Annotated in this window: 24 protein-coding genes and 1 tRNA gene; 16 read left to right on the plus strand and 9 right to left on the minus strand. The window is 70.5% G+C overall.

What is annotated here, in order from left to right; translation table 11 throughout:
* The first annotated feature begins 55 nt into the window (after nt 1-55).
* The 5 genes from ACS3YM_RS17345 (at nt 56) to trxA (ending at nt 4961) form a co-directional block, all read left to right on the plus strand.
* Nucleotides 56-1951, plus strand: coding sequence for a protein kinase family protein (locus ACS3YM_RS17345; RefSeq protein WP_439937685.1), 1896 nt, complete (start codon nt 56-58; stop codon nt 1949-1951).
* The gene (gene sigM / locus ACS3YM_RS17350; RefSeq protein WP_439937686.1) at nt 1948-2604 is read left to right on the plus strand and encodes an RNA polymerase sigma factor SigM; all 657 of its coding nucleotides are present in this window, start codon (nt 1948-1950) and stop codon (nt 2602-2604) included. Before ACS3YM_RS17345 ends, sigM begins: the two co-directional genes overlap by 4 nt.
* A gap of 59 nt (nt 2605-2663) precedes the next feature.
* Nucleotides 2664-3401 (plus strand): hypothetical protein, encoded by a 738-nt coding sequence (locus ACS3YM_RS17355; RefSeq protein WP_439937687.1) that lies wholly within the window; start codon nt 2664-2666, stop codon nt 3399-3401.
* A 98-nt stretch (nt 3402-3499) separates the two neighbouring features.
* Entirely contained in the window at nt 3500-4528 is a 1029-nt protein-coding gene (gene trxB / locus ACS3YM_RS17360; protein WP_439937688.1) for a thioredoxin-disulfide reductase, read from the plus strand.
* Nucleotides 4529-4637: 109 nt separating this feature from the next.
* Nucleotides 4638-4961, plus strand: coding sequence for a thioredoxin (gene trxA, locus ACS3YM_RS17365; RefSeq protein ID WP_056603764.1), 324 nt, complete (start codon nt 4638-4640; stop codon nt 4959-4961).
* A 154-nt stretch (nt 4962-5115) separates the two neighbouring features.
* Here trxA and ACS3YM_RS17370 read toward each other — a convergent pair whose 3' ends face one another.
* Nucleotides 5116-5760: a GNAT family N-acetyltransferase gene (locus tag ACS3YM_RS17370; protein WP_439937689.1), complete on the minus strand. Its 645-nt coding sequence runs from the start codon at nt 5758-5760 to the stop codon at nt 5116-5118.
* Nucleotides 5761-5803: 43 nt separating this feature from the next.
* On the opposite strand from ACS3YM_RS17370, the gene ACS3YM_RS17375 reads away from it, so the two are divergent.
* Together ACS3YM_RS17375 and ACS3YM_RS17380 are read left to right on the plus strand one after the other, a co-directional pair.
* Nucleotides 5804-7018, plus strand: a complete 1215-nt coding sequence (locus ACS3YM_RS17375) for a pyridoxal phosphate-dependent aminotransferase (RefSeq protein WP_439937690.1) — start codon at nt 5804-5806, stop codon at nt 7016-7018.
* A 71-nt stretch (nt 7019-7089) separates the two neighbouring features.
* Entirely contained in the window at nt 7090-7869 is a 780-nt protein-coding gene (locus ACS3YM_RS17380; protein ID WP_439937691.1) for a lysophospholipid acyltransferase family protein, read from the plus strand.
* Between the two features lie 210 nt (nt 7870-8079).
* On the opposite strand, the gene ACS3YM_RS17385 is transcribed toward ACS3YM_RS17380, so the two are convergent.
* The 8 genes from ACS3YM_RS17385 to rpmH all read right to left on the minus strand — a co-directional run bounded on the left by ACS3YM_RS17385 (nt 8080) and on the right by rpmH (nt 13434).
* A complete protein-coding gene (locus ACS3YM_RS17385) occupies nt 8080-9108 on the minus strand; it encodes a ParB/RepB/Spo0J family partition protein (RefSeq protein WP_439937692.1) in 1029 nt (342 codons plus the stop codon).
* Nucleotides 9105-10025 (minus strand): ParA family protein, encoded by a 921-nt coding sequence (locus ACS3YM_RS17390; protein ID WP_439939916.1) that lies wholly within the window; start codon nt 10023-10025, stop codon nt 9105-9107. The genes ACS3YM_RS17385 and ACS3YM_RS17390 overlap by 4 nt, the downstream gene beginning before the upstream one ends.
* Before the next feature lie 223 nt (nt 10026-10248).
* Entirely contained in the window at nt 10249-10986 is a 738-nt protein-coding gene (rsmG, locus tag ACS3YM_RS17395) for a 16S rRNA (guanine(527)-N(7))-methyltransferase RsmG (RefSeq protein WP_439937693.1), read from the minus strand.
* 50 nt (nt 10987-11036) lie between these two features.
* A complete protein-coding gene (locus tag ACS3YM_RS17400) occupies nt 11037-11612 on the minus strand; it encodes a Jag family protein (RefSeq protein ID WP_439939917.1) in 576 nt (191 codons plus the stop codon).
* A 77-nt stretch (nt 11613-11689) separates the two neighbouring features.
* Nucleotides 11690-12661: a membrane protein insertase YidC gene (gene yidC, locus ACS3YM_RS17405; RefSeq protein WP_439937694.1), complete on the minus strand. Its 972-nt coding sequence runs from the start codon at nt 12659-12661 to the stop codon at nt 11690-11692.
* A complete protein-coding gene (yidD, locus tag ACS3YM_RS17410) occupies nt 12662-12916 on the minus strand; it encodes a membrane protein insertion efficiency factor YidD (RefSeq protein ID WP_439937695.1) in 255 nt (84 codons plus the stop codon).
* Complete coding sequence (gene rnpA / locus ACS3YM_RS17415) at nt 12913-13266, minus strand: ribonuclease P protein component (protein WP_439937696.1); 354 nt, start codon at nt 13264-13266, stop codon at nt 12913-12915. Before rnpA ends, yidD begins: the two co-directional genes overlap by 4 nt.
* Nucleotides 13267-13290: 24 nt before the next feature.
* Complete coding sequence (gene rpmH, locus ACS3YM_RS17420) at nt 13291-13434, minus strand: 50S ribosomal protein L34 (protein WP_206054688.1); 144 nt, start codon at nt 13432-13434, stop codon at nt 13291-13293.
* A gap of 502 nt (nt 13435-13936) precedes the next feature.
* On the opposite strand from rpmH, the gene dnaA reads away from it, so the two are divergent.
* From dnaA to ACS3YM_RS17465, 9 genes are all read left to right on the plus strand, one after another.
* A complete protein-coding gene (gene dnaA, locus ACS3YM_RS17425) occupies nt 13937-15376 on the plus strand; it encodes a chromosomal replication initiator protein DnaA (RefSeq protein ID WP_439937697.1) in 1440 nt (479 codons plus the stop codon).
* A 403-nt stretch (nt 15377-15779) separates the two neighbouring features.
* Nucleotides 15780-16916: a DNA polymerase III subunit beta gene (dnaN, locus tag ACS3YM_RS17430; protein WP_439937698.1), complete on the plus strand. Its 1137-nt coding sequence runs from the start codon at nt 15780-15782 to the stop codon at nt 16914-16916.
* Between the two features lie 31 nt (nt 16917-16947).
* On the plus strand, nt 16948-17922 hold the full coding sequence (gene gnd / locus ACS3YM_RS17435) for a phosphogluconate dehydrogenase (NAD(+)-dependent, decarboxylating) (protein WP_439937699.1): 975 nt from the start codon (nt 16948-16950) through the stop codon (nt 17920-17922).
* Nucleotides 17923-17929: 7 nt separating this feature from the next.
* Entirely contained in the window at nt 17930-19105 is a 1176-nt protein-coding gene (gene recF, locus ACS3YM_RS17440; protein WP_439937700.1) for a DNA replication/repair protein RecF, read from the plus strand.
* Nucleotides 19095-19667 carry a DUF721 domain-containing protein gene (locus tag ACS3YM_RS17445; protein ID WP_439937701.1) on the plus strand — a complete coding sequence of 191 codons (573 nt, stop codon included), beginning with the start codon at nt 19095-19097 and terminating at the stop codon, nt 19665-19667. The genes recF and ACS3YM_RS17445 overlap by 11 nt, the downstream gene beginning before the upstream one ends.
* Before the next feature lie 368 nt (nt 19668-20035).
* Nucleotides 20036-22159 (plus strand): DNA topoisomerase (ATP-hydrolyzing) subunit B, encoded by a 2124-nt coding sequence (gyrB, locus tag ACS3YM_RS17450; protein WP_439939918.1) that lies wholly within the window; start codon nt 20036-20038, stop codon nt 22157-22159.
* 61 nt (nt 22160-22220) lie between these two features.
* On the plus strand, nt 22221-24914 hold the full coding sequence (gyrA, locus tag ACS3YM_RS17455) for a DNA gyrase subunit A (protein WP_439937702.1): 2694 nt from the start codon (nt 22221-22223) through the stop codon (nt 24912-24914).
* Nucleotides 24915-24917: 3 nt separating this feature from the next.
* The gene (locus ACS3YM_RS17460; protein WP_439937703.1) at nt 24918-25463 is read left to right on the plus strand and encodes a DUF3566 domain-containing protein; all 546 of its coding nucleotides are present in this window, start codon (nt 24918-24920) and stop codon (nt 25461-25463) included.
* A gap of 82 nt (nt 25464-25545) precedes the next feature.
* Nucleotides 25546-25619 (plus strand) — tRNA-Ile (locus ACS3YM_RS17465).
* The last annotated feature ends 19 nt before the right edge of the window (nt 25620-25638 follow it).

Genomic DNA, 25638 nt, shown 5'->3' on the forward strand with positions numbered 1-25638 from the left:
TGGGTCCACCAAGGTCCGAGACGAGAGCCACGACGTGCGGAGAGTGGGGTGAGCGGTGCCGAGGTCGATGCAGGCCGGTGACGTCCTCGCCGAGCGCTACCGGCTCGACGACCTGCTGGCCGAGAACGGGACCGGCCGCTTCTGGCGTGCCCACGACCTGGTCCTCCACCGCCCCGTCTCGGTCCACATCCTCTCCGCCGACGACGAGCGGGCCGAGCCCGTGCTCCAGGCCGCGCGCCAGGCGGGGCCGGTGATCAGCCGCCGGCTGCTCCGCGTGCTCGACGCCGAGGTCGCCGGCGGGCTCTGCTACGTCGTCAACGAGTGGGGGCAGGGCGACTCCCTCGACGTCCTCCTCACCCGCGAGGGGCCGCTGCCGCCGCGCCGCGCGGCCTGGCTCGTCGCGGAGGTGGCCGACAGCCTCGCCGAGGCGCACGCCGCCGGGCTGGCGCACGGACGACTGGCCCCGGAGAACGTGCTGGTCGACCAGCACGGCCACGTCCGGATCATCGGCTTCGGCGTGGAGGCCGCGCTCCGCGGGCTGCCCGCCGGGCGCATCAACGTCGACGAGATCGACCTCGTCGGCCTGCTCTACTGCGCGCTCACCGGCAAGTGGGCGGGCGTCTCGGACTCCACCCTGCCGCCGGCACCCGAGGTCCACGGCGAGGTGCTGCGTCCCCGCCGGGTGCGCGCCGGCATCCCCCGGATGCTCGACACGTTGTGCGACCACGTCCTCAACCCGCAGCACGCCCCCCGCGAGGAGACGGCCGACCACACCGCGCGCGGCATCCGCGACCTGCTCCTGGACTTCATCGGCGACCTCACCGGCACCCACGTACCGGTGCCGGGCGGCCGCGCGCTCCCCCCCGTGACCCCGCCTCCCGTCCCGCCGGCGGCGCCCACCGCCGTCGTACCCGTGGTGGCACCCGAGCCCGAGGACGCGGGCGAGCAGCCCGCCGAGCCGACCGCGGTGCAGCCGGCGGTCGACCCCCACGCCCCGACGCCGGTCACCGACCTGCCGACCGAGGCCGGCATGCCGGTGTTCCACGACGACGACGAGGTCGACTGGCTGCGCGCCCGCGCCGACCGACCGGAGCCCCCGCCGCCGCTGGAGGACCTGCCGCCCAAGCCGCTCTTCGCCCCCGACCCGCCGGAGGGCGAGCCCGTACGACGACCGCGCCCCGGCTCACGTGCGGCCTCGGCCAACCCGGCGTACTGGCCCTGGGACGCCTCCCAGGACTCGGCCGTGCGCCCGGTCGGTCGCGACACCGGCTCGTGGAGCTCGGGCTCGTGGTCCGCGGACCGCTGGGGCACCGGCGACGGCCTCGACGACACCAGCGACCAGGTGCCCGGGCGCAGCTGGTTCCGCCTGGCGATGATCGTCGGCGTCTGCGTGCTGGTCATGGTGGCAGCCGTGGCGGCCTACCAGCTCGGCCTCAAGCCGCCGATGCCCGGCTCCAGCGACGACGAGCCCACGCCGACCGCCACGACTCCCAGCGTCGCGGCGCCGACCCCCTTCACCGGCCTCACCGCGGTGGACTTCGACCCGCAGGGCTCCGAGCCGCGCGAGGAGAACCCCGACCAGGTGCCCAACGTCCTCGACGGCGACCCCGCGACGTCGTGGAGCACGTCGAGCTACCTGCAGAACTTCGGCCCGGGCGGGCTGAAGACCGGGGTCGGCCTCGTCATCGACCTCGGCGCCACCAAGGGCGTCCGTGAGGTCGTGGTCACCACCGAGGGCGGCCAGACCTCGCTGGCGGCCTACGTCACCTCCTCGCCCCCCACCGGCATCGCCGACCTCACCCCGGTGGGCACCGCCTCGGGCACCGGTCCCCTCACCATCACCCTCGACGAGGCCGTCTCCGGCAGGTACGTCACGGTGTGGCTCACCCTGCTGCCGCCGGTCGGTGCCGAGTTCCGCGGCACCATCTCCGAGGTGCAGGTGCTGGGGTGACGGACCACCGGTCCGACCAGGACCTGCTCCGGGCCCACGTCGACGGCGACGCCGAGGCGTTCGGCGTGCTGTTCTCCCGCCACCGCGACCGCCTGTGGGCCGTGGCGCTGCGCACCATGGGCAACCCCGAGGACGCCGCGGACGGCCTGCAGGACGGGATGATCGCCGCGTTCCGGCGGGCCGGGTCCTACCGGGGCGAGGCCGCGGTGACGACCTGGCTGCACCGCGTGGTCGTCAACGCCTGCCTCGACCGGCTGCGGGCCGCCAGGATCCGGCGGCTCGAGGCGCTGCCCGACGACGTGGAGGACCGCGGCACGCTGGTGGCGACCGCCGAGCACGAGGACCAGCCCGACGCCGTCGCCGAGGACTCCGAGCGGCGTCGCCGGGTGCTCGACGCCCTGGCCACCCTTCCGCCCGACCAGCGTGCCGCCCTGGTCCTGGTCGACATGGAGGGCTACCCCGTCGCCGAGGTCGCCGAGATGCTGGGCTGCGCGGAGGGCACCGTGAAGTCGCGCTGCTCGCGCGGGCGCGCCAGGCTCGCGGGGCTGCTGGTGGACCTCCACCGCCCCGTCGGTGACCCGCCTCACGGGAACCCGCCCCCGGACGGCCCCGTCCAACCCACCGTGCGGCCACGCGGCCCGCCCGCGCGCTGACCCCCCACCCCGACCCGCGCACCCGCCCCTGTCCCACGACCTCCCGAGGAGGTGACCCGATGACCGACTCCCCGCGCCTGCCGCCCGAGGAGGAGCACGTACGCCGCCTGCTCGCCGACGCACGTCACGACGGGCCCGTCCCGCCCGAGGTCGTCGCCCGCCTCGACGAGACCCTCGCCTCCCTCGTCTCCGAGCGCGGCGACGCGCCGCTCGAGCAGTCCGGTCCGGGCACGGACCGCGCCGCCGCCGCACCGGTGGTGGACCTCGGTGCCCGGCGGCGGAGGACGGCCGGCCTCGGGCTGCTGGCCGCAGCCGCCGTCGTCGTCGCGGGAGTGGCCCTCGGCCAGGCCCTGCCCCGCTCGGGCGGCGACGACGCCTCGAGCTCGGGCGGGGTGGCGGCCGAGTCCGACGCCTCTTCCCGAGAGCTCGGCGGCCAGTCGGACGACGGCAGCGCCGACTCCAGCAGTGGCGGCGCCGAGGCCCCCGAGTCGCTCACGAGCCCGGCGCCGCGCGCCGGCCTGCCGACCGTCTCGCTCTCCGACCCCGCCCTGTCCGACCGTCTCCTCGGGCTCCGCCGGGACGCCGCCGCCCGCACGACGGGGCAGCCGCTGGCTCCCGACGTGCAGGGCACCTGCCTCATGCGCGGCATCGGGCCTGGTCGGCGACTGCTCGTCGAGGTCGACGGCCAGCCCGGCACGGTCGTCTACCAGCCGCCGTCCGGTGACGCCCAGCGCGTGGCGATCTTCGTCTGCGGCACCGGTGAGCCCGTCCGCACCCTCACGCTGCCCGCTCCCTGAGCCGTCGGTCCGGCCGCGGGAAGAACGGTCGCCTACGATCGGTTGAGGACGTCGTACGACGCATCCGATCCCCAGCAATGCAGGAGTGACTGACCCCCATGAGCCAGACGACCGCCCCGGCCGACTCGACGCTGCGCAACGTGATCATCATCGGCTCGGGTCCCTCCGGCTACACCGCCGCCGTCTATGCCGCGCGGGCCTCGCTCCACCCCCTGGTCTTCGAGGGGTCGGTGACCGCGGGCGGCGCCCTGATGAACACCACCGAGGTGGAGAACTTCCCGGGCTTCCGCGACGGCATCATGGGCCCGGCGCTGATGGACGAGATGCGCGCCCAGGCCGAGCGCTTCGGCGCCGAGCTCGTCTCCGACGACGTGGTCGAGGTCGACCTCACCGGCGACGTCAAGGTCGTCAGGACCGCCACCGACACCTACACCGCGCGGTCGGTGATCCTCGCCACCGGGTCCGGCTACCGCAAGCTCGGCCTGCCCCGCGAGGAGGAGCTCTCCGGGCGCGGCGTCTCGTGGTGCGCCACCTGCGACGGCTTCTTCTTCCGCGAGCAGGCCATCGCCGTCATCGGCGGCGGCGACTCGGCCGTCGAGGAGGCCACCTTCCTCACCCGCTTCGCCTCCAAGGTCTACCTGGTCCACCGCCGCGACGAGCTGCGCGCCTCCAAGATCATGCAGGAGCGCGCCTTCGCCGACCCCAAGCTCGAGATGGTGTGGAACTCCGAGGTCGCCGCCATCAACGGCGCCGACAAGCTCGAGTCGATCGCGCTGCGTGACACCGTGACCGGGGAGGAGCGCCAGCTCGACGTCACCGGCCTGTTCATCGCCATCGGTCACGACCCGCGCTCGGAGCTGCTGACCGGCCAGGTCGACCTCGACGACGACGGCTACGTCCTCGTCGACCACCCCTCCACCAAGACCAACCTGCCCGGCGTCTTCGCCGCCGGCGACCTGGTCGACCACCACTACCGCCAGGCCATCACCGCCGCCGGCACCGGCTGCGCTGCCGCGCTCGACGCCGAGCGCTTCATCGCCGCCCTCGACCACGAGGCGTCCACCGCGGGTGACGCGGCCGCGACCGTCGCCGAGATCAGCGCGCAGGTGCAGACGGCCGGCGCCTGACCACGTCAGCCACCCGGGGCGGACCCATCGCGGGAACAACTGTCCGCGGGGTGGTGTTGACTGAGGACATCGACGAAACACCGATCTTTTTCCGAAAGGGGCACGTGCCGTGGCCAACATCGCCGCTGTGACCGACGCCGAGTTCGAGGCGCAGGTCCTCAAGTCCGACAAGCCCGTCCTGGTGGACTTCTGGGCAGAGTGGTGCGGCCCGTGCCGCCAGGTCGCCCCGATCCTCGACGAGCTCAATGCCGAGCACGGTGAGAAGCTCACGTTCCTCAAGATGAACGTCGACGAGAACCCGGTGACGCCCTCGTCCTACCGCGTCACCGGCATCCCGACCATCAACGTCTACCAGGGCGGCGAGGTCGTGAAGTCCATCGTGGGCGCCAAGCCCAAGGCCGCGCTCCTCAAGGAGCTCGAGGGCATCATCTGAGACACGCAGTCGGGCGCGCTTGCGCGCACGACGTGGGCGTGGCCAGATCGAGTAGGACCCGCGACTGAGGAACGAAGTCGCGCAGGTCCGTATCGAGATCTGAGGTCTCGATACGCCGCTCGTTCCTCGCGGCTACTCGACCACCGACTGTTTGCTAGTCGCCGGAGGCGGCCCGCACCGATCCGATCGGGCGGGTCGCCTTCTGCGTGGGGCGTACGACTCCCCACATCTTCTCGAGGGCGAGCTCGACCTCGTCCTTCCACCGCAGCGCCGTCCGCAGCTCCATCCGCATGCGTGGCGTGGTGGGGTGCGCGCGCTGGGTCTTGAAACCGACACTGCCGAGGAACTCCGCGGGCAGCACGCAGCCGTGGGTCCTGCCCCGGGTGTCGCCGTAGGCCTCGACCGCGGTGTGGCCGCGCTCGACCAGGTCGGCCGCCATCCCCTGCACCAGCAGGCGTCCGAGGCCGCCGCCCCGCAGGCGCGGATCCACCCAGGCCGTCGCCGCCACGATCGCGTCCGGCGACGACGGTGCCGTAGGCAGCGCAGCCGCACCGGGGAGGTAGGCCGCCGGCGCATAGATGATGTGGCCCACCGTGCGCCCGTCCACGCGTACGACGCGCCCGCACGAGCCCCAGTCACGCAGGACGCCGGAGAGCCAGCTCTCCTTCTGCGCGATCCGTTCGGACTCGTCGAGCCGCGCCCGGTCGACCGCTCCGAGCTCCCAGAACAGGCACGACCGCACGGGGTCGCCCAGCTCCGCGAGGTCGTCGACCTTGAGGCGCGCGGTCTTGCGGGACATGCTCTCGATGCTAGCTCCGGATCGCGCCTGAGAGGATGAGGTCGTGCGCCCGATCCGACAGAGCAAGAAGCTGCAAGGTGTCCGCTACGACGTGCGCGGGCCGATCCTGGTCGAGGCGCAGCGGCTCGAGGCCGAGGGCCACCGCATCCTCAAGCTCAACATCGGCAACACCGCACCCTTCGGCTTCGAGGCGCCCGAGCAGATCCTCGCCGACATGATCCACCACCTCCCCGGGTCGCAGGGGTACGCCGACAGCCAGGGCATCTGGTCGGCGCGCACGGCGGTCATGCACTACTACCAGTCGCACGGCCTGCGCGACGTCGGCGTCGAGGACATCTTCATCGGCAACGGCGTCTCCGAGCTGATCTCGATGGTCCTGCAGGCCTTCGTCGACGACGGCAACGAGATCCTCGTCCCGGCTCCCGACTACCCGCTGTGGACCGGCGCGGTCACGCTGGCCGGCGGCATCCCGGTGCACTACCGGTGCGACGAGGACGACGACTGGAACCCCGACCTGGCCGACATCGAGGCCAAGATCACCGAGAACACCTACGCCCTGGTCATCATCAACCCCAACAACCCCACGGGTGCGGTCTACAGCGAGGAGACGGTCAAGGGGCTCGTCGACATCGCCCGTCGCCACCACCTCGTGGTGATGGCCGACGAGATCTACGAGAAGATCCTGTTCGAGGACGCCCAGCATCACCACGCGGCGACCTATGGCGGCAACGACGTGCTGACGCTGACGTTCTCGGGGCTGTCGAAGGCCTACCGCGTGTGTGGCTACCGCGCGGGCTGGGTGATGATCTCGGGGCCCAAGGAGATCGCGACCGACTTCCTCGAGGGCCTCACGCTCATCGCCAACATGCGCATGTGCGCCAACGTCCCCGCCCAGCACGCGATCCAGACCGCCCTCGGCGGCTACCAGTCGATCGAGGAGCTGATCGGCCCGGGCGGGCGCTTCTACGAGCAGTCGATGCTGGCGCACCGGCTCCTCAACGAGATCCCCGGCGTCTCCAACGTCAAGCCGCGCGGCGCCCTCTACTGCTTCCCTCGCCTGGACCCCGAGGTCTACCCGATCGAGGACGACCAGGAGTTCGTGATCGACCTGCTCCGGGCCAAGAAGATCCTCGTCACCCACGGCACCGGCTTCAACTGGCCCACGCCCGACCACTTCCGCCTGGTCACGCTCCCGGAGGCCAGCGTGCTGGAGGAGGCCATCGGCCGGATCGGGGACTTCCTCGCCACCCGCCGCTGACCGGCCCCCGGGCGTGAGTCGCCCATCACGAACGCTCGCCGCGGCGCGCGGGGGACCCTAGGCTCTCGACCATGCGCGACGTGACCTACCCGCCGATCATCGTGACCGCCAAGACGGCCTTCAAGCTGCTGGGGCAGCGCATCCAGCTGGCCGGCACCGAGCACGTGCCGCGCGAGGGCGGGGTGCTGCTCGCCTACAACCACATCGGCTACGTCGACTTCGTCTACGGCGGTCTCGCCGCCAACCCGTCGGGTCGGCTGGTGCGATTCATGGCCAAGCGCGAGCTCTTCGACCACACCTACGTCGGCCCGCTGATGCGGTCGCTGCACCACATCGAGGTCGACCGGGGCGAGGGCGTCGCGAGCTTCCACACCGCGGTCGACTACCTCAAGCAGGGCGAGGCCGTCGGGATCTTCCCCGAGGCGACGATCTCCCGCGCCATGGAGCTCAAGGACTTCAAGACCGGTGCCGTACGCATCGCGGCGGCCGCCGGCGTACCCGTCGTGCCGGTGATCATGTGGGGCACGCAGCGGATGATGACCAAGGACCACCCCCGCGACTTCTCGCGCGGCAAGACGATCTCGATCCGGGTCGGGGAGCCGCTCCACCCGACCGGCGACGACCCGGTGGCCGAGACGGCCGCGCTGAAGGCCCGGATGTCGCAGATGCTGGTCGAGGCGGTCCGCGACTACCCGGCCGACGAGCAGCCTCCCGGCTCCTGGTGGGTGCCCGCTTCCCTCGGCGGCTCCGCCCCCACCCTCGAGGAGGCCGCCCGCCTCGACGCCGAGGAGAAGCGTGAGCGGGCGCGCAAGCGTGCCGAGAAGCGGGCAAAGCGACAAGCCGACAAGTAGACCTGTCGACAGGTCGATCTGTCGCTTTGTCGACATTCGCCGTTCGGTGGTCGAGTAGCCGAGCGAGGAACGAGCGAGGCGTATCGAGACCTCATCGACACGGGCGGGATTTCGATACGTCCCTTGCGCGGCTTCGTTCCTCAGCCGCGGGGCCACTCGATCTGGCCGGATCCACACGCCCTGCTCGTGCCTCGCAGGCCGTTGTCCGTCTCAGATGGGGCGGTCGTCGCGGTTGCGCGGGTCCATGATGTCGACGATGCGGCGGAGGTCGTCGAGGCTGGCGAACTCCACGGTGATCTTGCCCTTGGCCTTGCCGAGGTCCACCTTGACCCGGGTCTCGAGACGGTCGGAGAGCCGGTCGGCGAGCTCGGCCAGCCCGGGGGCCACCGGCTTGCTGCGGGTGAGCCGCGGGGCGTCGTCGGCCTCGACGCCGACGGACACGATCTCCTCGAGGCCGCGCACGGAGATGCCCTCGGCGGTGACGCGTGCCGCGAGCTTGTCCTGCAGGCCGGCGTCGTCGACGCTCAGGAGCGCGCGGGCGTGGCCCGCGGAGAGCACGCCGGCAGCGACGCGACGCTGGACGGGCGGGGAGAGCTTGAGCAGGCGCAGGGTGTTGGAGATCTGCGGGCGCGAACGGCCGATGCGCTGGGCCAGCTCCTCGTGGGTGCACTCGAAGTCCTCGAGCAGCTGGCCGTAGGCAGCAGCCTCCTCGAGCGGGTTCAGCTGGGAGCGGTGCAGGTTCTCCAGGAGCGCGTCGCGCAGCATGTCGTTGTCGTCGGTCTCGCGCACGATCGCCGGGATCGTGTCGCGCCCGGCCTCCTGGGAGGCGCGCCAGCGCCGCTCGCCCATGATGAGCTCGTAGGAGTCCTCACCGGTCCGGCGTACGACGACCGGCTGGAGCAGGCCGACCTCGCGGATCGAGTGCACCAGCTCGGCGAGTGCCTCCTCCTCGAAGACCTGGCGGGGCTGGCGGGCGTTGGGGCGCACCTGCGTGATCGGGAGCTCGGCGAAGTAGGCGCCGGCCACGGGCTCCCCGCCGACGGACCCGTTCGACGTGGTCGGTCCCGTCTGCTGGGACTCGGGGGCGGAGGAGTGCCCGCCAACAACGCCGTCGGTCCTCGTCGGGCCGTGCCCGTTGGTGGACGCGGCGTCGGGAGAGGGGACCTGGTGGCTGGGAGCCGTCGGGATCAGCGAGCCCAGCCCGCGACCGAGTCCACGACGAGGAGGGGTGGCGTTCATGCTGGTGCTCCCTTGCTGGCGATCTCTCGGGCGGCCTCGAGATAGGAGAGGGCACCCGCCGAGGCCGGATCGTAGGTCATCACGGTCTGCGCGTAGGACGGCGCCTCCGACACGCGCACCGACCGGGGGACGGCGGTCTTGAGCACCTGGTCGCCGAAGTGGCTGCGCACCTCCTCCGCCACGCCAGCAGCGAGGCGGGTGCGGGCGTCGTACATGGTGAGCAGGATCGTGGACACCACGAGCTGGGGGTTGAGGTGCTGGCGCACCATGTCGACGGTCTCGAGCAGCTGGCCCAGACCCTCGAGGGCGTAGTACTCGGCCTGGATCGGGATGAACATCTCGCGACCGGCGACGAGAGCGTTGAGGGTCAGCAGGCCGAGGGAGGGCGGGCAGTCGACGAAGACGTAGTCGAAACGCTCCTCACCCACCTCGGTGGCGGTGCCGACGAGCGGGTGACCGCTGATGGCCCGCGCGAGACGCTGCTCGCGCGCCACGACGCTCACCAGCTCGATCTCGGCGCCAGCGAGGTCGATCGTGGCCGGCACGGCCCACAGCCCGGGCAGGTCGGCGCACTCGGTCATGACCTCGCCGAGCGGCTGGCCGTCGACCAGCATGTCGTAGGTCGAGGGAACCCCGCGATGGTGCTCCACGCCCAGCGCGGTCGACGCGTTGCCCTGGGGGTCCAAGTCGATGACCAGCACCTTCTGGCCGAGCTGGGCCAGGCCGGCGGCGACGTTCACCGTCGAGGTGGTCTTGCCGACGCCGCCCTTCTGGTTGGCGACCACGAAGACGCGGGTCGCAGCGGGACGGGGCACGCCCTGACGACGGAGACCGCCCGTCCGGGCCAGCACCGAGTGCTGGGCGGCCTGGGCCAGCGGCGTGCCGGCGTCGTGGAAGGAGTCGTCCTGCGCGGCGATGTCGCCCGCGGTCCGGACCTGCCACGTCGGGCGCGTTTCACGTGAAACATCGACCGATCCAGTTTCACGTGAAACGGTCCAGTCCTGTGGACGAGCGCTGTCATCCTGTGGATAGTCCCGCTCAGCAGGCGTGTCATCCACGGTGGAAAACTCTCCGTCGCCACGGCTCGAGGCATCACTCGGGGCTCGCCAACCCACGTTCTCGGCGGGGTCTCCGGACACCTCAGCTCACCTCTCCACTTCGGTTGCGCGACTTGCGGGATCGTCCTTTGCGGCGCTCGGCGCCGCGCTGCGCCGCAGGCGCAAGGGGCCAACCTATCCGGGACGGGTCGGCCCAAGGGATCCGCACCACCGTCGTCGGTGGATCCACGAGCCCCACGCCCACCTCGAACACCTCCGGCTCCCCGCAGCGCCAGGTCGCGAGGAAGTCTGCCACGGATGCGATCTCCTCGTGCACCGAGCGGCCCTTCATCGCCACCAGCGCGCCCATGGGGGCCACCAGCGGCATCGACCACCCCAGCAGGCGCTCGAGAGGGGCGACCGCTCGGGAGGTGACCACGTCGAACGTCGATCGGCCGTGAAGGTCCTCGGCGCGCCCGCGTACGACGGTGACGTGCTCGAGGCCGAGCTCGGTGACCACCTCGTCGAGGAACGTCGTACGCCGCAGGAGGGGCTCCACCAGGGTGACCCGGAGGTCGGGGCGGGCGATGGCGATGACCAGGCCGGGGAGTCCGGCGCCGGTGCCGATGTCGCACACGGTCGCCGAGTCCGGGACGGCCTCGGCCAGCACCGCCGAGTTGAGGATGTGCCGGTCCCACAGCTTCGGGGCCTCGCGGGGTCCGATCAGGCCTCGGACCACGCCTTCGGTCGCGAGGAGGTCCGTGTAGCGGACGGCGAGGTCGAGGCGCTCGGACGCGAACACCCTCCGTGCCGCAACGGGGACGGAGGGTGGTCTCGACATGGGCCCGACGGGCCTGCTCGACCCGACGGTTTCACGTGAAACGTCGTCGCTCACGCGGGGAGGATCACCACGTGGCGCTTCGGCTCGGCACCCTCGGACTCCGAGGTGAGGCCGGCAGCAGCCACCACGTCGTGCACGACCTTGCGCTCGAAGGCACTCATGGGCTCGAGGGAGAGGGCCTCGCCGCTCTCCTTCACCTCGGCGATGGACTTCTCGGCGAGCGCGACGAGGCGCGTGCGCTGCTGGGCTCGGTGGCCGCCGACGTCGAGCATCAGCCGCGACCGCTCACCGGTCTCGCGGTAGACGGCCAACCGGGTCAGCTCCTGCAGCGCTTCGAGCACCTCGCCATTGCGGCCCACGAGCAGGCTCAGGTCCGCGCCGCCGATCTGGACGCTGGCGCGGTCGCCCTCCACGTCCATGTCCAGGTCACCATCGAGGTCCGCGATGTCGAGCAGCTCCTCGAGGTAGTCCGCCGCGATGTCGCCCTCGTGCTCGAGGCGCTGCACCTTGGAGGGGCGGCCGGCCGCTCCGGACTCCTCGGTCTCCGTGCTCTCGGCGGCGTCGCCTGCCGCGGTCGGCTCGGTGGCTGGCGCGTCCGCGGCCTCCACCGCGTCGCTGTCGGTCATCTGCTCACTCACGTGTGTCTCCTGCTTCTCGGTCAGGGTGGGCGGCTCCGCGCACGGGTCGCCCGGGAACGTCTGGGTCAGCGCTTCTTCTTGTTGCGCTGGGCCTTGGTCTGGCGCTGCGGCTGCACCCGCGCCTGCGCCTTCTCCTCGCGCTTGGACTCGGCCTCGGCCGCGAGGCGCTCCTCCTCGACCTGGGCCGGGGTCTTCAGGCCGTGGCGTTCGGCCTTGTGCCGGTCGCGCTCCTCCTTGGCCTTGGCGGCCGGGGTGCCCGGGGCGGGGTTGTTGCGGATCACGTAGAACTGCTGGCACATGGTCCAGAGGTTCGAGATGGTCCAGTAGACGAGGACGCCGATGGGGAAGGCGATGCCGCCGACGGCGAAGACGACGGGGAGCACGTAGAGCAGGAGCTTCTGCTGCTGGGCGTAAGGGCCGGACAGCGCGTCGGCCGGCATGTTCTTGCTCATCAGCTGGCGCTGCGTCATGAAGGTGGTCGCCGTCATGGCCACCACGAGGATCGCGGCGACGACCACGACGCCGCCCACGCCACCGGTCAGGGTCCCGGAGACGGGGATGTCACCGAAGAACTTGGCGTCGCGGAACTGACCGGCCAGCTCGGTGTCCATGAAGCCGTGGGCCTTGCCCTTGCGAGCGGCCTGGTCGAGCATCCGGAACAGCGCGAGGAAGATCGGCATCTGGAGCAGGATCGGAAGGCACGAGGCGAACGGGTTGGTGCCCGAGTCCTTGTAGAGCTTCATCGTCTCCTGGGCGAGCTTCTCCCGGTCGTGGCCGTACTTCTTCTGCAGCTCACGCACCTTGGGCTGGATGAGCTGCATGTTGCGGCTGGACTTGATCTGCTTGACGAAGAGCGGGATCAGGGCGGTGCGCACGACGAGGGTGAGCCCGATGATCGAGAGGATCCACGTCCAGCCACCGGCCGGGTCGAGGCCGAGCGCGGACAGCCCCCTGTGGAAGCCGACCAGGATGAAGGACACCGCGTAGTAGAGCGGCGCCATGATCGCGTGGCCGATGGATCCGAAGAAGTCGAGCACTCATGCTCCTCGAGTTGCGGGGGACTCCACGGCCGAGTCGGCGCGGGAGGGAACGGGGTCGTAGCCGCCGGCTGCCCACGGGTGGCAGCGGCCGAGACGGCGTACGGAGAGCCAGGTGCCGCGCACCGCGCCGTGCTCGGTGACGGCCTCGAGGGCGTACGCCGAGCAGCTCGGGTGGTAGCGACACACCTGGCCGTAGAGCGGGCTGATCGCGAACCGCCACGCGCGGATGAAGGCGATGAGGAGGTGCTTCATCGGACGCTCACCTTGCTCAGCGTACGGTCGAGGTCAGCACCCAGGGTCGCGTACGACGCGTCGGCGGCGGCCGGGAGGGCGCGCACCACGAGAGCAGCACGACCCGGAAGCCCCTCCAGTGCAGGAAGGTGCTCCCGGGTCAGGTGGCGAAGTCGTCTCTTCACACGATTGCGTGTGGCGGCGTTGCCCACGGCCTTGCTGACCGTGAACCCCACCTGGACCGGTGCGGGCTCCGCCTCGGGGTCCACCCACAGGTGGACGACCAACGTGGAGCTGCCGGCTCGTCGCCCACTTCGGACAGCGCGACGGAAACCGTCACTGTCGGTGAGGCGATGGACAGCGGAGAGCACGGCGCGTGCCGTGAGCTCTGGCCGTCAGACGGCCAGGCTCTTGCGGCCCTTGCGGCGACGGCTCGACAGGATCGCGCGGCCGGCGCGGGTCCGCATGCGCAGACGGAAGCCGTGCACCTTGTGACGGCGACGGTTGTTCGGCTGGTACGTACGCTTGCTCACGGCTATTTCTCCGAAGGTTTCGAGGGATGTCCACTCCACTGCCAGGTCAGTGCTGGGCCCGAGGTGGTGCGTTCGGCCGGCACCGCCCACCCACGCGGCCGCCTGGTGGCGGATCGTGGACATGCGGCACCCGTCGACATGGAGCGACCGGCCAACGGTACGCGGTGGGGAAAGAGGGGGTCAAACCCACGGGGACCCTCCCACGGCCGGCCTGTGGATGACGTCTTGCCCGAGGCCTCGGGAGATTGTTACGTTCCACCCCTCCCCCGGCTGTGGAAACAACGGCTTCGACCTGGTTCGCAGCATCGTGTGACCTGGGTCACAAGCCCCTCGAAAGTGCGTCTGACCTGCAGGAATGCTGGAACGATCAACGCCGGCAGCAGGGTGGGGGCCTCGATCCCAACGATGAGGCGCAGCAGTTCACAGCTTGTGGAGAACTCTGTGGACCAAGGTTTCGCCACCTCCGTGGTGTGAGCCCGAAGACAATGGTGGAAGTGAAGGCGGTCCGGTGGACGACCAGCAGGTAGATCTCGGGACGGCGTGGCAGCAGATCGTCGAGGACCTCCAGCCCAACCAGCGGGCCTGGCTGCGTCCCAGCGTCCCGGTCACCCTTCACGAGAACACCGCCATCATCGCGGTGCCCAACGACTTCACGCGCAACCAGCTCGAGGGCCGGCTGCGCAACCACATCGAGGACGCGCTGACCGAGGGCTTCGGCCGCGAGATCCGGATGCTCGTCACGGTCAACCCGGCGCTCGAGGACCAGGGCGCGCCGCACGTCGACGAAGCGACAGATCGATCTGTCGCTTTGTCGACAAATGAACCGCTGCTCGAGCCGGCCAGCCCACCCGCCCTCGTGGAGCCGCACGAGCCGGCCCCGAGCAGCGCCGAGCGACGTCCCTCGGCGCTGGAGACGCGGCTCAACCCCAAGTACACGTTCGAGACCTTCGTCATCGGCTCGTCCAACCGCTTCCCCCACGCGGCCGCCGTCGCGGTCGCCGAGGCTCCGGGGAAGGCGTACAACCCGCTCCTGGTCTACGGCGAGTCCGGCTTGGGCAAGACGCACCTGCTGCACGCGATCGGCCACTACGTGCGCAGCCTCTACAGCAACGCGAAGGTGCGCTACGTCTCCAGCGAGGAGTTCACCAACGAGTTCATCAACGCGATCCGCGACGACCGGCAGGACCGCTTCAAGCGGCGCTACCGCGACGTGGACGTGCTGCTGATCGACGACATCCAGTTCCTCGAGGGCAAGACCCAGACGCAGGAAGAGTTCTTCCACACGTTCAACACCCTCCACAACGCCAACAAGCAGATCGTGCTCACCTCCGACCGCGCACCCAAGCGGCTCGAGGCGCTGGAGGACCGGCTGCGCAACCGGTTCGAGTGGGGCCTCATCACCGACGTGCAGCCCCCGGACCTCGAGACCCGCATCGCGATCCTGCGCAAGAAGGCCGCGATGGACCGGCTCACCGCCCCGCCGGACGTGCTCGAGTTCATCGCCTCGAAGATCCAGACCAACATCCGCGAGCTCGAGGGTGCCCTGATCCGGGTCACGGCGTTCGCCAACCTCAACCGCCAGGAGGTCGACATGACCCTGGCCGAGATCGTGCTCAAGGACCTGATCCCCGAGGGCGGCGAGCCCGAGATCACGCACGCGCTGATCATCGCCCAGACCGCGGCCTACTTCGGCGTCTCGCTCGAGGACCTCACCGGTCCCTCCCGCGGCCGGCACCTCGTCATGGCCCGCCAGATCGGCATGTACCTGTGCCGCGAGCTGACCAGCATGTCGCTGCCGCAGATCGGCCGGGAGTTCGGCGGCCGCGACCACACGACGGTGATGTACGCCGACCGCAAGATCCGCCAGCTCCTCGCCGAGCGCCGCGCGGTCTTCAACCAGGTCAGCGAGCTCACCAACCGCGTGAAGATGCAGGCCCGCCAGGCCTGAGCCGTCCGACACCGCTGTCGTGTGGAGAAGTTGTGGTTCGGTCCGGCGCTTCGTCCCCAGGCCCTGTGGATGCCTCGGGACGAACAACAAGGACCGCGCGGCCGTCCACACACCGCGTCCGCTTGGCAGGGCGGCGTCCACACCCGTCGTGCACACGGTCCCAGCGCACTGACCTGCGCAAACAGCGGTTGTCCACAGTTTCCACGGACCCTATGACCACTATGAACCTCAACACTGGTCCGATCTCCCACCAACACTGAACACACCACGCTCTGGGGAGAACCCTGCCGAAGCCCGAGGTGCGCGTGGCAGGATGCACTTCCCACGCTCTCGCGTGATCCGATCGCTGCGCCCACGCAGCCCTCTCTCGTTGTCAGCTGCTTTTCTCCCCGAGGAGATCCTTGTGAAGTTCCGCGTCGAACGCGACGTCTTCGCCGACGCCGTTGCCTGGGCTGCCCGCAGCCTGCCGATCCGACCCAGCTCCCCGGTCCTGGCCGGCCTGCTGATCGAGGCGAGCGACGCCGGTCTGGTGCTCTCCACCTTCGACTACGAGACCTCGGCCCGCGCGACGCTCAACGCCGAGGTCAACGACGAGGGCAAGGCACTGGTCAGCGGTCGCCTCCTCGCCGACATCTGCCGCAGCCTGCCCGCCAAGCCTGTGGAGATGACCCTGGAGGGCCCGCGCGTCTCGCTGACCTGCGGCTCCGCGCGCTTCAGCCTCCAGACGATGCCGGTCGACGACTACCCGACGCTGCCCGAGATGCCCTCGGCCACCGGCACCGTCTCCAGCGCCGACTTCGCCCACGCCGTCTCCCAGGCCGTCACCGCGGCGGGCCGCGACGACATGCTGCCGGTGCTCACCGGCGTCCGGATCGAGATCGACGGGTCCACTATGGCGCTGCTCGCCACCGACCGCTTCCGCCTCTCGCACCGCGAGCTCACCTGGAACCCGCAGTCGCCCGACGAGTCGGTCGCCGCGCTGGTGCCGGCCAAGGTTCTCGGCGACACCGCCAAGTCGCTGACCTCGGGCGCCGAGGTCACCATCGCGCTCAGCGCGAGCGGTGCCGGCGAGGGACTCATCGGCTTCGAGGGCACCGGCCTGGGCGGCGTACGTCGCACCACCACCCGCCTGCTCGACGGCGAGTTCCCCAAGGTGCGCTCCCTCTTCCCGGCCGAGCACCTGACGGTCGCGAAGGTCAACAAGGCCGAGCTCATCGAGACCGTCAAGCGCGTCGCGCTGGTCGCCGAGCGCAACACCGCGGTGCAGATGCAGTTCGCCGACAACCAGATCGTGCTCGACGCCGGCTCCGGTGACGAGGCCATGGCGACCGAGGCCGTCGACGCCGAGATCAACGGCGACGACCTCACGACCGGCTTCAACCCGCAGTTCCTCCTCGATGGCCTCACCGCCATCGACGGGGAGTTCGTCGACCTCGCGTTCACCCAGGCCACCAAGCCGGTGGTCATCTCGGGCACGGACGCCGACGACGACACCCACTCGTTCCGCTACTTGCTGATGCCGCGCCGCCTGCTGTCCTGACCCCCTGAGGCGTGGGGACTAGGCTCGCGGGATGGACATCGGACTCGTCGGGCTCGGCAAGATGGGCGGCAACATGCGCGAGCGCATGCGCCGCGCGGGACTCACGGTCGTGGGCTTCGACCGCAACCCCGACGTCAGCGACGTCGACTCCCTGGCCGCCCTCGTCGAGGCGCTGCCCAGCCCGAAGGTCGTCTGGGTGATGGTCCCGGCCGGCGACCCGACCAGGGCGACGGTCGAGGAGCTCGCGGGCCTCCTGGGCGAGGGCGACGTGGTCGTGGACGGCGGCAACTCCCGCTGGACCGACGACATCGCCAACGCCGCGCTGCTCGCCGAGAAGAAGATCGGCTACGTCGACTGCGGCGTCTCCGGCGGCGTCTGGGGGCTGGAGAACGGCTACGCCCTGATGTACGGCGGCGACGCCGATGACATCGCCAAGGTCCAGCCGGCCTTCGACGCGCTGCGCCCCGAGGGCGACTTCGGCTCCGTGCATGCCGGCAAGGTGGGCGCCGGGCACTTCTCCAAGATGGTCCACAACGGCATCGAGTACGCCATCATGCAGGCCTACGCCGAGGGCTGGGAGCTGCTCGAGAAGGCCGAGCTCACCGACAACGTGACCGAGGTCTTCCGCTCGTGGCGCGAGGGCACGGTGATCCGCTCGTGGCTGCTCGACCTCATGGTCAACGCCCTCGACGAGGACCCCGGCCTCAGCAAGATCGCCGGCTACGCCGAGGACTCGGGCGAGGGACGGTGGACGGTCGAGGCCGGCATCGAGAACGCCGTCGCGACGCCTGCCATCACCGCCGCGCTCTACGCGCGCTTCGTCTCCCGCCAGGACGACTCCCCGACCATGAAGGCCGTTGCCGCGATGCGCAACCAGTTCGGCGGCCACGCGGTGCGCTCGACGGCCCCGAAGGGCGGCGACGCCGAGGGCACCAGCGGTGCCGAGCAGTCGGAGACGTCGAAGCAGGCCGGCGCCGGCAGCGGTCACGAGGCCGGGGAGAGCTAGGCCCCCTTTGCACGTCGCCCACTTGACCCTGCACAACTTCCGCTCCTACGCCGACATCGACGTCGCGCTGGAGCCTGGAGCCACGGCCTTCATCGGCCGCAACGGCCAGGGCAAGACCAACCTCGTCGAGGCGATCGACTACCTCTCCCGCCTCTCCTCGCACCGCGTCGCCACCGACGCCCCGCTGGTCAGGGCCGGTGCCGACCAGGCGATCGTGCGGGCGTCGGTCGTGAAGGAGGGGCGTACGGCACTGCTCGAGGTCGAGCTCAACCCGGGCCGGGCCAACCGGGCGCGCATCAACCGCTCTCCCCTGCCCCGACCCCGCGAGATCATCGGCCTGGTCCGCACCGTCGTCTTCGCACCCGACGACCTGACCCTGGTCAAGGGCGACCCGTCGGACCGCCGCAAGCTCCTCGACGACCTGCTGGTGATGCGCACGCCCCGTCTCGCCGGGGTGCGCTCCGACTACGACCGGATCCTCAGGCAGCGCAACAGCCTGCTCAAGACCGCCGGCGTCGCGCGCGGCTCCTCACGCGACGCGGCGCTCTCCACGCTGGAGATCTGGGACGACAACCTCGCCCGCGTCGGCGGTGAGCTGCTCGCGGCGCGGTTGCGGCTGGTCGACGACCTGCGTCCCTACCTCGGCAAGGCCTACGAGGCGGTGGCGCGCGGGGCGTCGCGCGACGACGCCGACCTCGACTACAGGGCGAGCATCGACCTCCCGAGCGGTCCGTTGGTCGATGAGGTCGCGCAGCGACCGTCACGAGACCAGGACGAGCTGAGCGGCGCGTTGCTCGAGGCGATCGCCGCGCGGCGCAAGGAGGAGCTGGACCGCGGCATCTCGCTCGTCGGCCCGCACCGCGACGAGCTCCTGCTCACCCTCGGGGACGGCGACCTGCGGCTCCCGGTCAAGGGCTACGCCTCGCACGGCGAGTCGTGGTCCTTCGCGCTGGCGCTCAGGCTGGCGTCGTACGACCTGCTCCGCGCCGACGGCGACGACCCGATCCTCGTGCTCGACGACGTCTTCGCCGAGCTCGACGCGGAGCGGCGCAGCCAGCTGGCGCAGCTGGTGGCGGGTGCCGAGCAGGTGCTCGTGACGGCGGCGGTCGCGGCCGACGTGCCGGCGTCCCTGCAGGGCGTGCGCTTCGTCGTCGCCGACGGGGAGGTGACCCGTGACGAGTGACGACGACGAGGTCCGTCATGAGGATGCCGGGTCCGCACCCGCAGAGCCCATGACGCCCGGTGAGGCGCACCGACCCGACGGGCTCGACCTGGCCCGGGCTGCCGCGCGCGCCGCGGCCGCGAGCCCCGGGACGCCGGCGAGGAAGAGGTCGTCGTCACCGCGACGTCGTACGCAGACGACCTCGTCGGGCGCGCGCCCGGACGACCGCGACCCCCAGCTGCTCGACGCGGCGATGGGCCGGCTCATCGCCAACCACGGCTGGGAGCTCGACCTCAAGGTCCAGGGCGTGTTCGGCCGCTGGGCCGAGCTCGTCGGCTCCGAGATCGCCGACCACTGCACGCCGGAGTCGTTCGCCGACGGACGCCTCGTCGTGCGCACCGACTCGACCGCCTGGGCCACCCAGCTCAAGCTGCTCGCGCCCAGCGTCGTACGACGCCTCAACACCGAGCTCGGTCACGGCACCGTCACCGTCATCGACGTGCACGGCCCCCACCTGCCCACCTGGAAGAAGGGCCGGTTGTCGAGCCGTGACGGCCGCGGCCCGCGCGACACCTACGGCTGAGGCACCCCGTCCGCGTGAGCCCTGATCTGGCGATCTGAGGGCCTCCCGACCGTAGGGGGACCCACCGGCCCCCCTGTTCGGCCCTGTGAACCGGCCTCATGCGGCCCCTGAGGGCGTCTTTTTCCACCGATCACCCCCATCTGCGGGGTTGATGCTTCGGTTGGAGGCCCGTGGACGGTAGTATGACAAGTCGAGTCGCACGCTTGGTTGCCACCGCAACAGCCGCGACTCGACTCATGTCGAACGCCCCTCGCGGGCGACGAGAAGAAGGCTGTGCCTTGAGCGAAGAGAACGTCGAGAACACCACCGCTCCGACCCACACCTCGCCATCAGCACCCACGCCAGCAGACCCCTCCCCCGCCGAGGCCATCGCCGAGGCCGTCGAGGCAGCGCAGGAGGCCGCGGTCGAGGCCGTCGCCGAGAAGCGCTCGTCGACCGCGGTCGGCACCGACGTCGAGTACGACGCCTCCGCGATCCAGGTCCTCGAGGGCCTCGAGGCCGTGCGCAAGCGCCCCGGCATGTACATCGGCTCCACCGGTGAGCGCGGCCTGCACCACCTGATCTGGGAGATCGTGGACAACGGCGTCGACGAGGCGCTCGCGGGCTACGCGACCCGGATCGTGCTGACCCTCCAGGCCGACGGCGGCGTCCGGGTCGAGGACAACGGCCGCGGCATCCCGACCGACACGGCCCCCGGACAGGAGATGCCGGCGCTCACGATGGCGCTGACGATGCTCCACGCCGGCGGCAAGTTCGGTGGCGGCGGCTACAAGGTGTCGGGCGGCCTCCACGGCGTCGGCGTCTCGGTGGTCAACGCGCTCTCCACCCGGCTGGTCGCGGAGGTCAAGAACCGTGGTCACCTGTGGCGCCAGAGCTTCCAGCTCGGCGTGCCGGACGCCGACCTCGAGCAGGTCCGGCCGCTGGAGCCCGGTGAGGGCACCGGCACGACCGTGACCTGGTACGCCTCCGAGGACATCTTCGAGCACACCACCTACAACCTCGAGACGATCACCTCGCGCCTGCGCGAGATGGCGTTCCTCAACAAGGGCGTCGAGTTCGTCATCCGCGACGAGCGCGCCGACGCCGAGTCCCGCGTCGACGCCGTGCAGGACGACACCATCGACAACGCGGTCGACAACGCCGGCCACGACGCGATCAAGCGCGCCGAGAGCGGCGGGCTCGAGCAGGTCTTCAAGTACGACCGCGGCCTCGTCGACTACGTCGAGCACCTCAACCGCCGCAAGGACAAGGCCAACGCCACCGTCATCTCCTTCGAGGCCGAGACGGCCGAGGGGGCCTCGGGCCAGCACATGAGCCTCGAGGTCGCGATGCAGTGGAACACCTCCTACACCGAGTCGGTCCACACCTTCGCCAACAACATCAACACCCACGAGGGCGGCACGCACGAGGAGGGCTTCCGGGCGTCGCTCACCTCCCTGGTCAACAACTGGGGCGAGGAGTGGGGCCTGATCAAGAAGAAGGAGGACCGGGTCTCCGGGGACGACATCCGCGAGGGCCTGACCGCCATCATCTCGATCAAGCTCGGCGAGCCACAGTTCGAGGGCCAGACCAAGACCAAGCTCGGCAACACCGAGGCCAAGGGCTTCACCCAGCGGATCATGAACGACCAGCTCGGCGCGTGGTTCGAGCAGAACCCGGCCGAGGGCAAGGACATCGTCCGCAAGTCCCAGGCCGCGGCCAACGCCCGCATCGCCGCCCGCAAGGCGCGCGAGCTCGCGCGCGGTCGCAAGGGCCTGCTCGGCGGCGGCGGCCTGCCCGGCAAGCTGAGCGACTGCCAGTCGACCAACCCGGAGGAGTGCGAGGTCTTCATCGTCGAGGGCGACTCGGCCGGTGGCTCCGCGCGCCAGGGCCGCGACCCGCGCATCCAGGCGATCCTCCCGATCCGCGGCAAGATCCTCAACGTCGAGAAGGCCCGCATCGACAAGGTGCTCGCCAACTCCGAGGTGCAGGCGATCATCTCCGCGCTCGGCACCGGCATCCACGAGGAGTTCGCCCTCGAGAAGCTGCGCTACCACAAGGTCGTGATGATGGCCGACGCCGACGTCGACGGCCACCACATCAACACCCTGCTGCTGACGCTGCTGTTCCGGTTCATGAAGCCGCTGATCGAGCACGGCTACGTCTACATGGCTCAGCCGCCGCTCTACCGCTTGCGGTGGAACAAGCCCGCCGAGCACGAGTTCGTCTACTCCGACGCCGAGCGCGACGCGCTGCTCGCCGACGGCCAGGCCCAGGGCAAGAAGCTCCCCAAGGAGAACCCGGTCCAGCGCTACAAGGGTCTCGGCGAGATGAACGCCGACGAGCTGTGGGAGACCACGATGGACCCCGACGCCCGCCTGATGAAGCAGGTCACCCTCGAGGACGCCGCCCAGGCCGACGAGATCTTCTCGATCCTCATGGGCGAGGACGTCGAGCAGCGCCGCTCCTTCATCCAGCGCAACGCCAAGGACGTTCGATTCCTCGATATCTAGGTCGCTAGCAGCATCTACGACGCGCCCTAGACATCGATAGAACGCAAGAGAGAAGCGAAGAATGACTGAGATCCCCACCGACAACGCCGGCGGCGGCGACGGCTTCGGATTCGGCGACGAGCGCATCCAGCCGATCGAGCTGCAGACGCTGATGCAGCAGTCCTACATCGACTACGCGATGACCGTCATCGTCGGGCGCGCGCTGCCCGACGTACGCGACGGGCTCAAGCCGGTGCACCGCCGGATCCTCTACGCGATGTACGACGGCGGCTACCGCCCCGACCGCGGCTTCTCCAAGTGCTCGCGCGTCGTCGGTGACGTCATGGGTCAGTACCACCCGCACGGCGACACCGCGATCTACGACACCATGGTGCGCCTCGCGCAGCCGTGGGTGCTGCGCGCGCCGCTGATCAACGGCCAGGGCAACTTCGGCTCGCCGGGCAACGACTCCGCCGCCGCCATGCGGTACACCGAGTGCCGGATGGCACCGCTGGCGATGGAGATGGTGCGCGACATCGACGAGGACACCGTCGACTTCCGCCCCAACTACGACGGTCGCTCGCAGGAGCCGACCATCCTGCCCTCGCGCTTCCCCAACCTCCTGGTCAACGGCTCGGCCGGCATCGCGGTCGGCATGGCGACCAACATCCCGCCGCACAACCTGCGCGAGGTCGCCGAGGGCGCGGTGTGGGCGCTCGAGCACCCCGACGCCACGCGCGAGGAGCTCCAGGACGCGCTCGTCGAGCGGATCAAGGGCCCCGACTTCCCCAACGGCGCGCTGATCGTGGGCCGCCAGGGCATCGAGCAGGCCTACCGCACCGGACGCGGCTCGATCACCCAGCGGGCGGTCGTCGAGATCGACGAGGACGCCAAGGGCCGCACGATGCTGGTCATCAGCGAGCTCCCCTACATGGTCAACCCGGACAACCTGGCGCTCAAGATCGCCGAGCTGGCCGACTCCGGCCGGATCCAGGGCATCTCCGACGTGCGCGACGACACCAGCTCGCGCACGGGCCAGCGCCTGGTCATCATCCTGAAGCGCGACGCCGTGGCCCGGGTGGTGCTCAACAACCTCTTCAAGCACACCGAGCTCCAGTCCAACTTCTCGGCCAACATGCTGGCGCTGGTCGACGGGGTGCCGCGCACGCTGTCGGTCGACCAGTTCATCTCCAACTGGGTGACCCACCAGATCGAGGTCATCCAGCGGCGCACGCGCTTCCGCCTCGCCGAGGCCGAGCGGCAGGCGCACATCTACCGCGGCCTGGTCAAGGCGCTCGACGCCCTCGACGAGGTCATCGCGCTCATCCGCCGCAGCCCCGACGTCGAGGAGGCCCGCTCCGGCCTCATCGAGCTGCTCGACATCGACGAGGTCCAGGCCAACGCCATCCTCGAGATGCAGCTGCGCCGCCTCGCCGCCCTCGAGCGGCAGAAGATCATGGACCGCCTCGCCGAGCTCGAGCGCGTCATCGCCGACCTCGAGGACATCCTGGCCAACGAGGCGCGCCAGCGGCAGATCGTCTCCGACGAGCTGCACGAGATCACCGAGAAGTACGGCAACGAGCGGCGCACGCAGATCATCGCGGCCGACGGCGACCTCTCGATGGAGGACCTGATCCCCGACGAGGACCTGGTCGTCTCCATCACCCGCGGCGGCTACGCCAAGCGCACCCGTGCCGACCAGTACCGCCTGCAGAAGCGCGGTGGCAAGGGCGTACGAGGAGCGACCCTGCGCGGTGACGACGTGGTCCAGCACTTCATCGCGACCACCAACCACCACTGGCTGCTGTTCTTCACCACCGCCGGTCGCGTCTACCGCACCAAGGCCTACAACCTGCCCGAGGCGGCGCGCGACGCGAAGGGCGGCCACGTCGCCGGCCTGCTGAGCTTCCAGCCCGACGAGGACATCGCCCAGGTGCTCGCGATCCGCGACTACGACCAGGCTCCCTACCTCGTGCTCGCCACCCGCACCGGCCTGGTCAAGAAGACCAAGCTCGGCGACTACAACAGCCCGCGCCAGGCCGGTGTCATCGCGATCAACTTCCGCGAGGACGACGACGAGCTGATCGGCGCCGAGCTGGTCAACGGCGACGACGACATCCTCCTCGTCTCCCGCAAGGGCCAGTCGATCCGCTTCAAGGCCGACGACGAGCAGCTTCGACCGATGGGCCGCGCGACCGGCGGTGTGCGCGGCATGAAGTTCCGCGACGGCGACTCGCTGCTGTCGATGTCGGTCATCCGCGCCGAGCAGGTCGCGGCCGAGGAGGCCGTCGCCGGCGACGCGTCGGAGTCCGACGAGGTCAAGGAGCAGTACGTCTTCACGATCACCGACGGCGGCTTCGCCAAGCGCAGCCGGATCAGCGACTACCGCCTCCAGTCCCGCGGCGGCATCGGCATCAAGGCGATGTCGCTGGCCAACGAGGACCGCGGTGGCCTGGTGGGCGCCTTCATCGTCGAGGAGGACGACGAGGTCCTCTCGATCACCAGCGGTGGCCAGGTCGTGCGCAGCCCCATCGACGAGAACTTCCGCCCGACCGGGCGCTCGACCATGGGCGTGAAGTTCGTGACCCCCAAGTCGGGCGACACGGTGGCCGTGGTGGCCCGCTCGGTCGAGGCCAAGGTCGTGGCCGAGGCCACCGACGGCGAGGCCGAGGCTCCGGTCGAGGAATCGCCCGCGGTGGCCGACGGTGCAACAATCGAGGGTCAGGACGCCGACGAGGCGCCCGCTGAGACCCCCGACGAGAACACCGAGGAGTGATCCATGTCGGACCGCACCGCGACTCCCCGTCGTACGCCTGGTGACGAGCCTGCCCGCCGGTCCCTGACCGAGCGACTGCAGGACACGCTGTCCAGCGCCGCCGAGGAGCACCGCGCCAACGCCGCGCCGTCGGCCTCGCGGGGCCGGCGCGCCACACGCGCGGCGGGACGCCAGCCCCGCCGCGCCCGGCTGCGGCTCACGCGCATCGACCCGTGGTCGGTCATGAAGACGTCGTTCCTGCTGTCGGTCGCCTTCGGTGTCGTCACCTTCGTCGCCATCTTCATGGTGTGGTCGGTGCTCGGCGCAGCCGGTGTGTGGGACTCGATCAACTCCGCGGTCGCCAGCATCGTCGAGGGTGACAGCGGCAACTCCTCCTTCGACGTGACCGACTACGTCGGCATGTCGCGGGTGCTCGGCTTCACGCTCCTGGTCTCGGTGCTCGACGTGGTGCTGATCACCGCGATCGCCACCCTCACCGCGTTCCTCTACAACCTCGCCGCCGCCCTGCTCGGCGGCATCGAGGTCACGCTCGCCGAGGACGAGAAGTGATCATCCGGGGGTGACCCACCCTCGATTGGCACCGCCCGACCACGGTCAGGTAATCTTCGGCGTCGCCGCATGGCGGCAGTGCGGGCCTATAGCTCAGACGGTTAGAGCGCTTCCCTGATAAGGAAGAGGTCGGAGGTTCAAGTCCTCCTAGGCCCACTCCATCCCCTTCGTCAGA

This window comes from Nocardioides sp. N13(2025), from assembly GCF_051912545.1.
In the GTDB taxonomy this organism is placed as follows: domain Bacteria; phylum Actinomycetota; class Actinomycetes; order Propionibacteriales; family Nocardioidaceae; genus Nocardioides.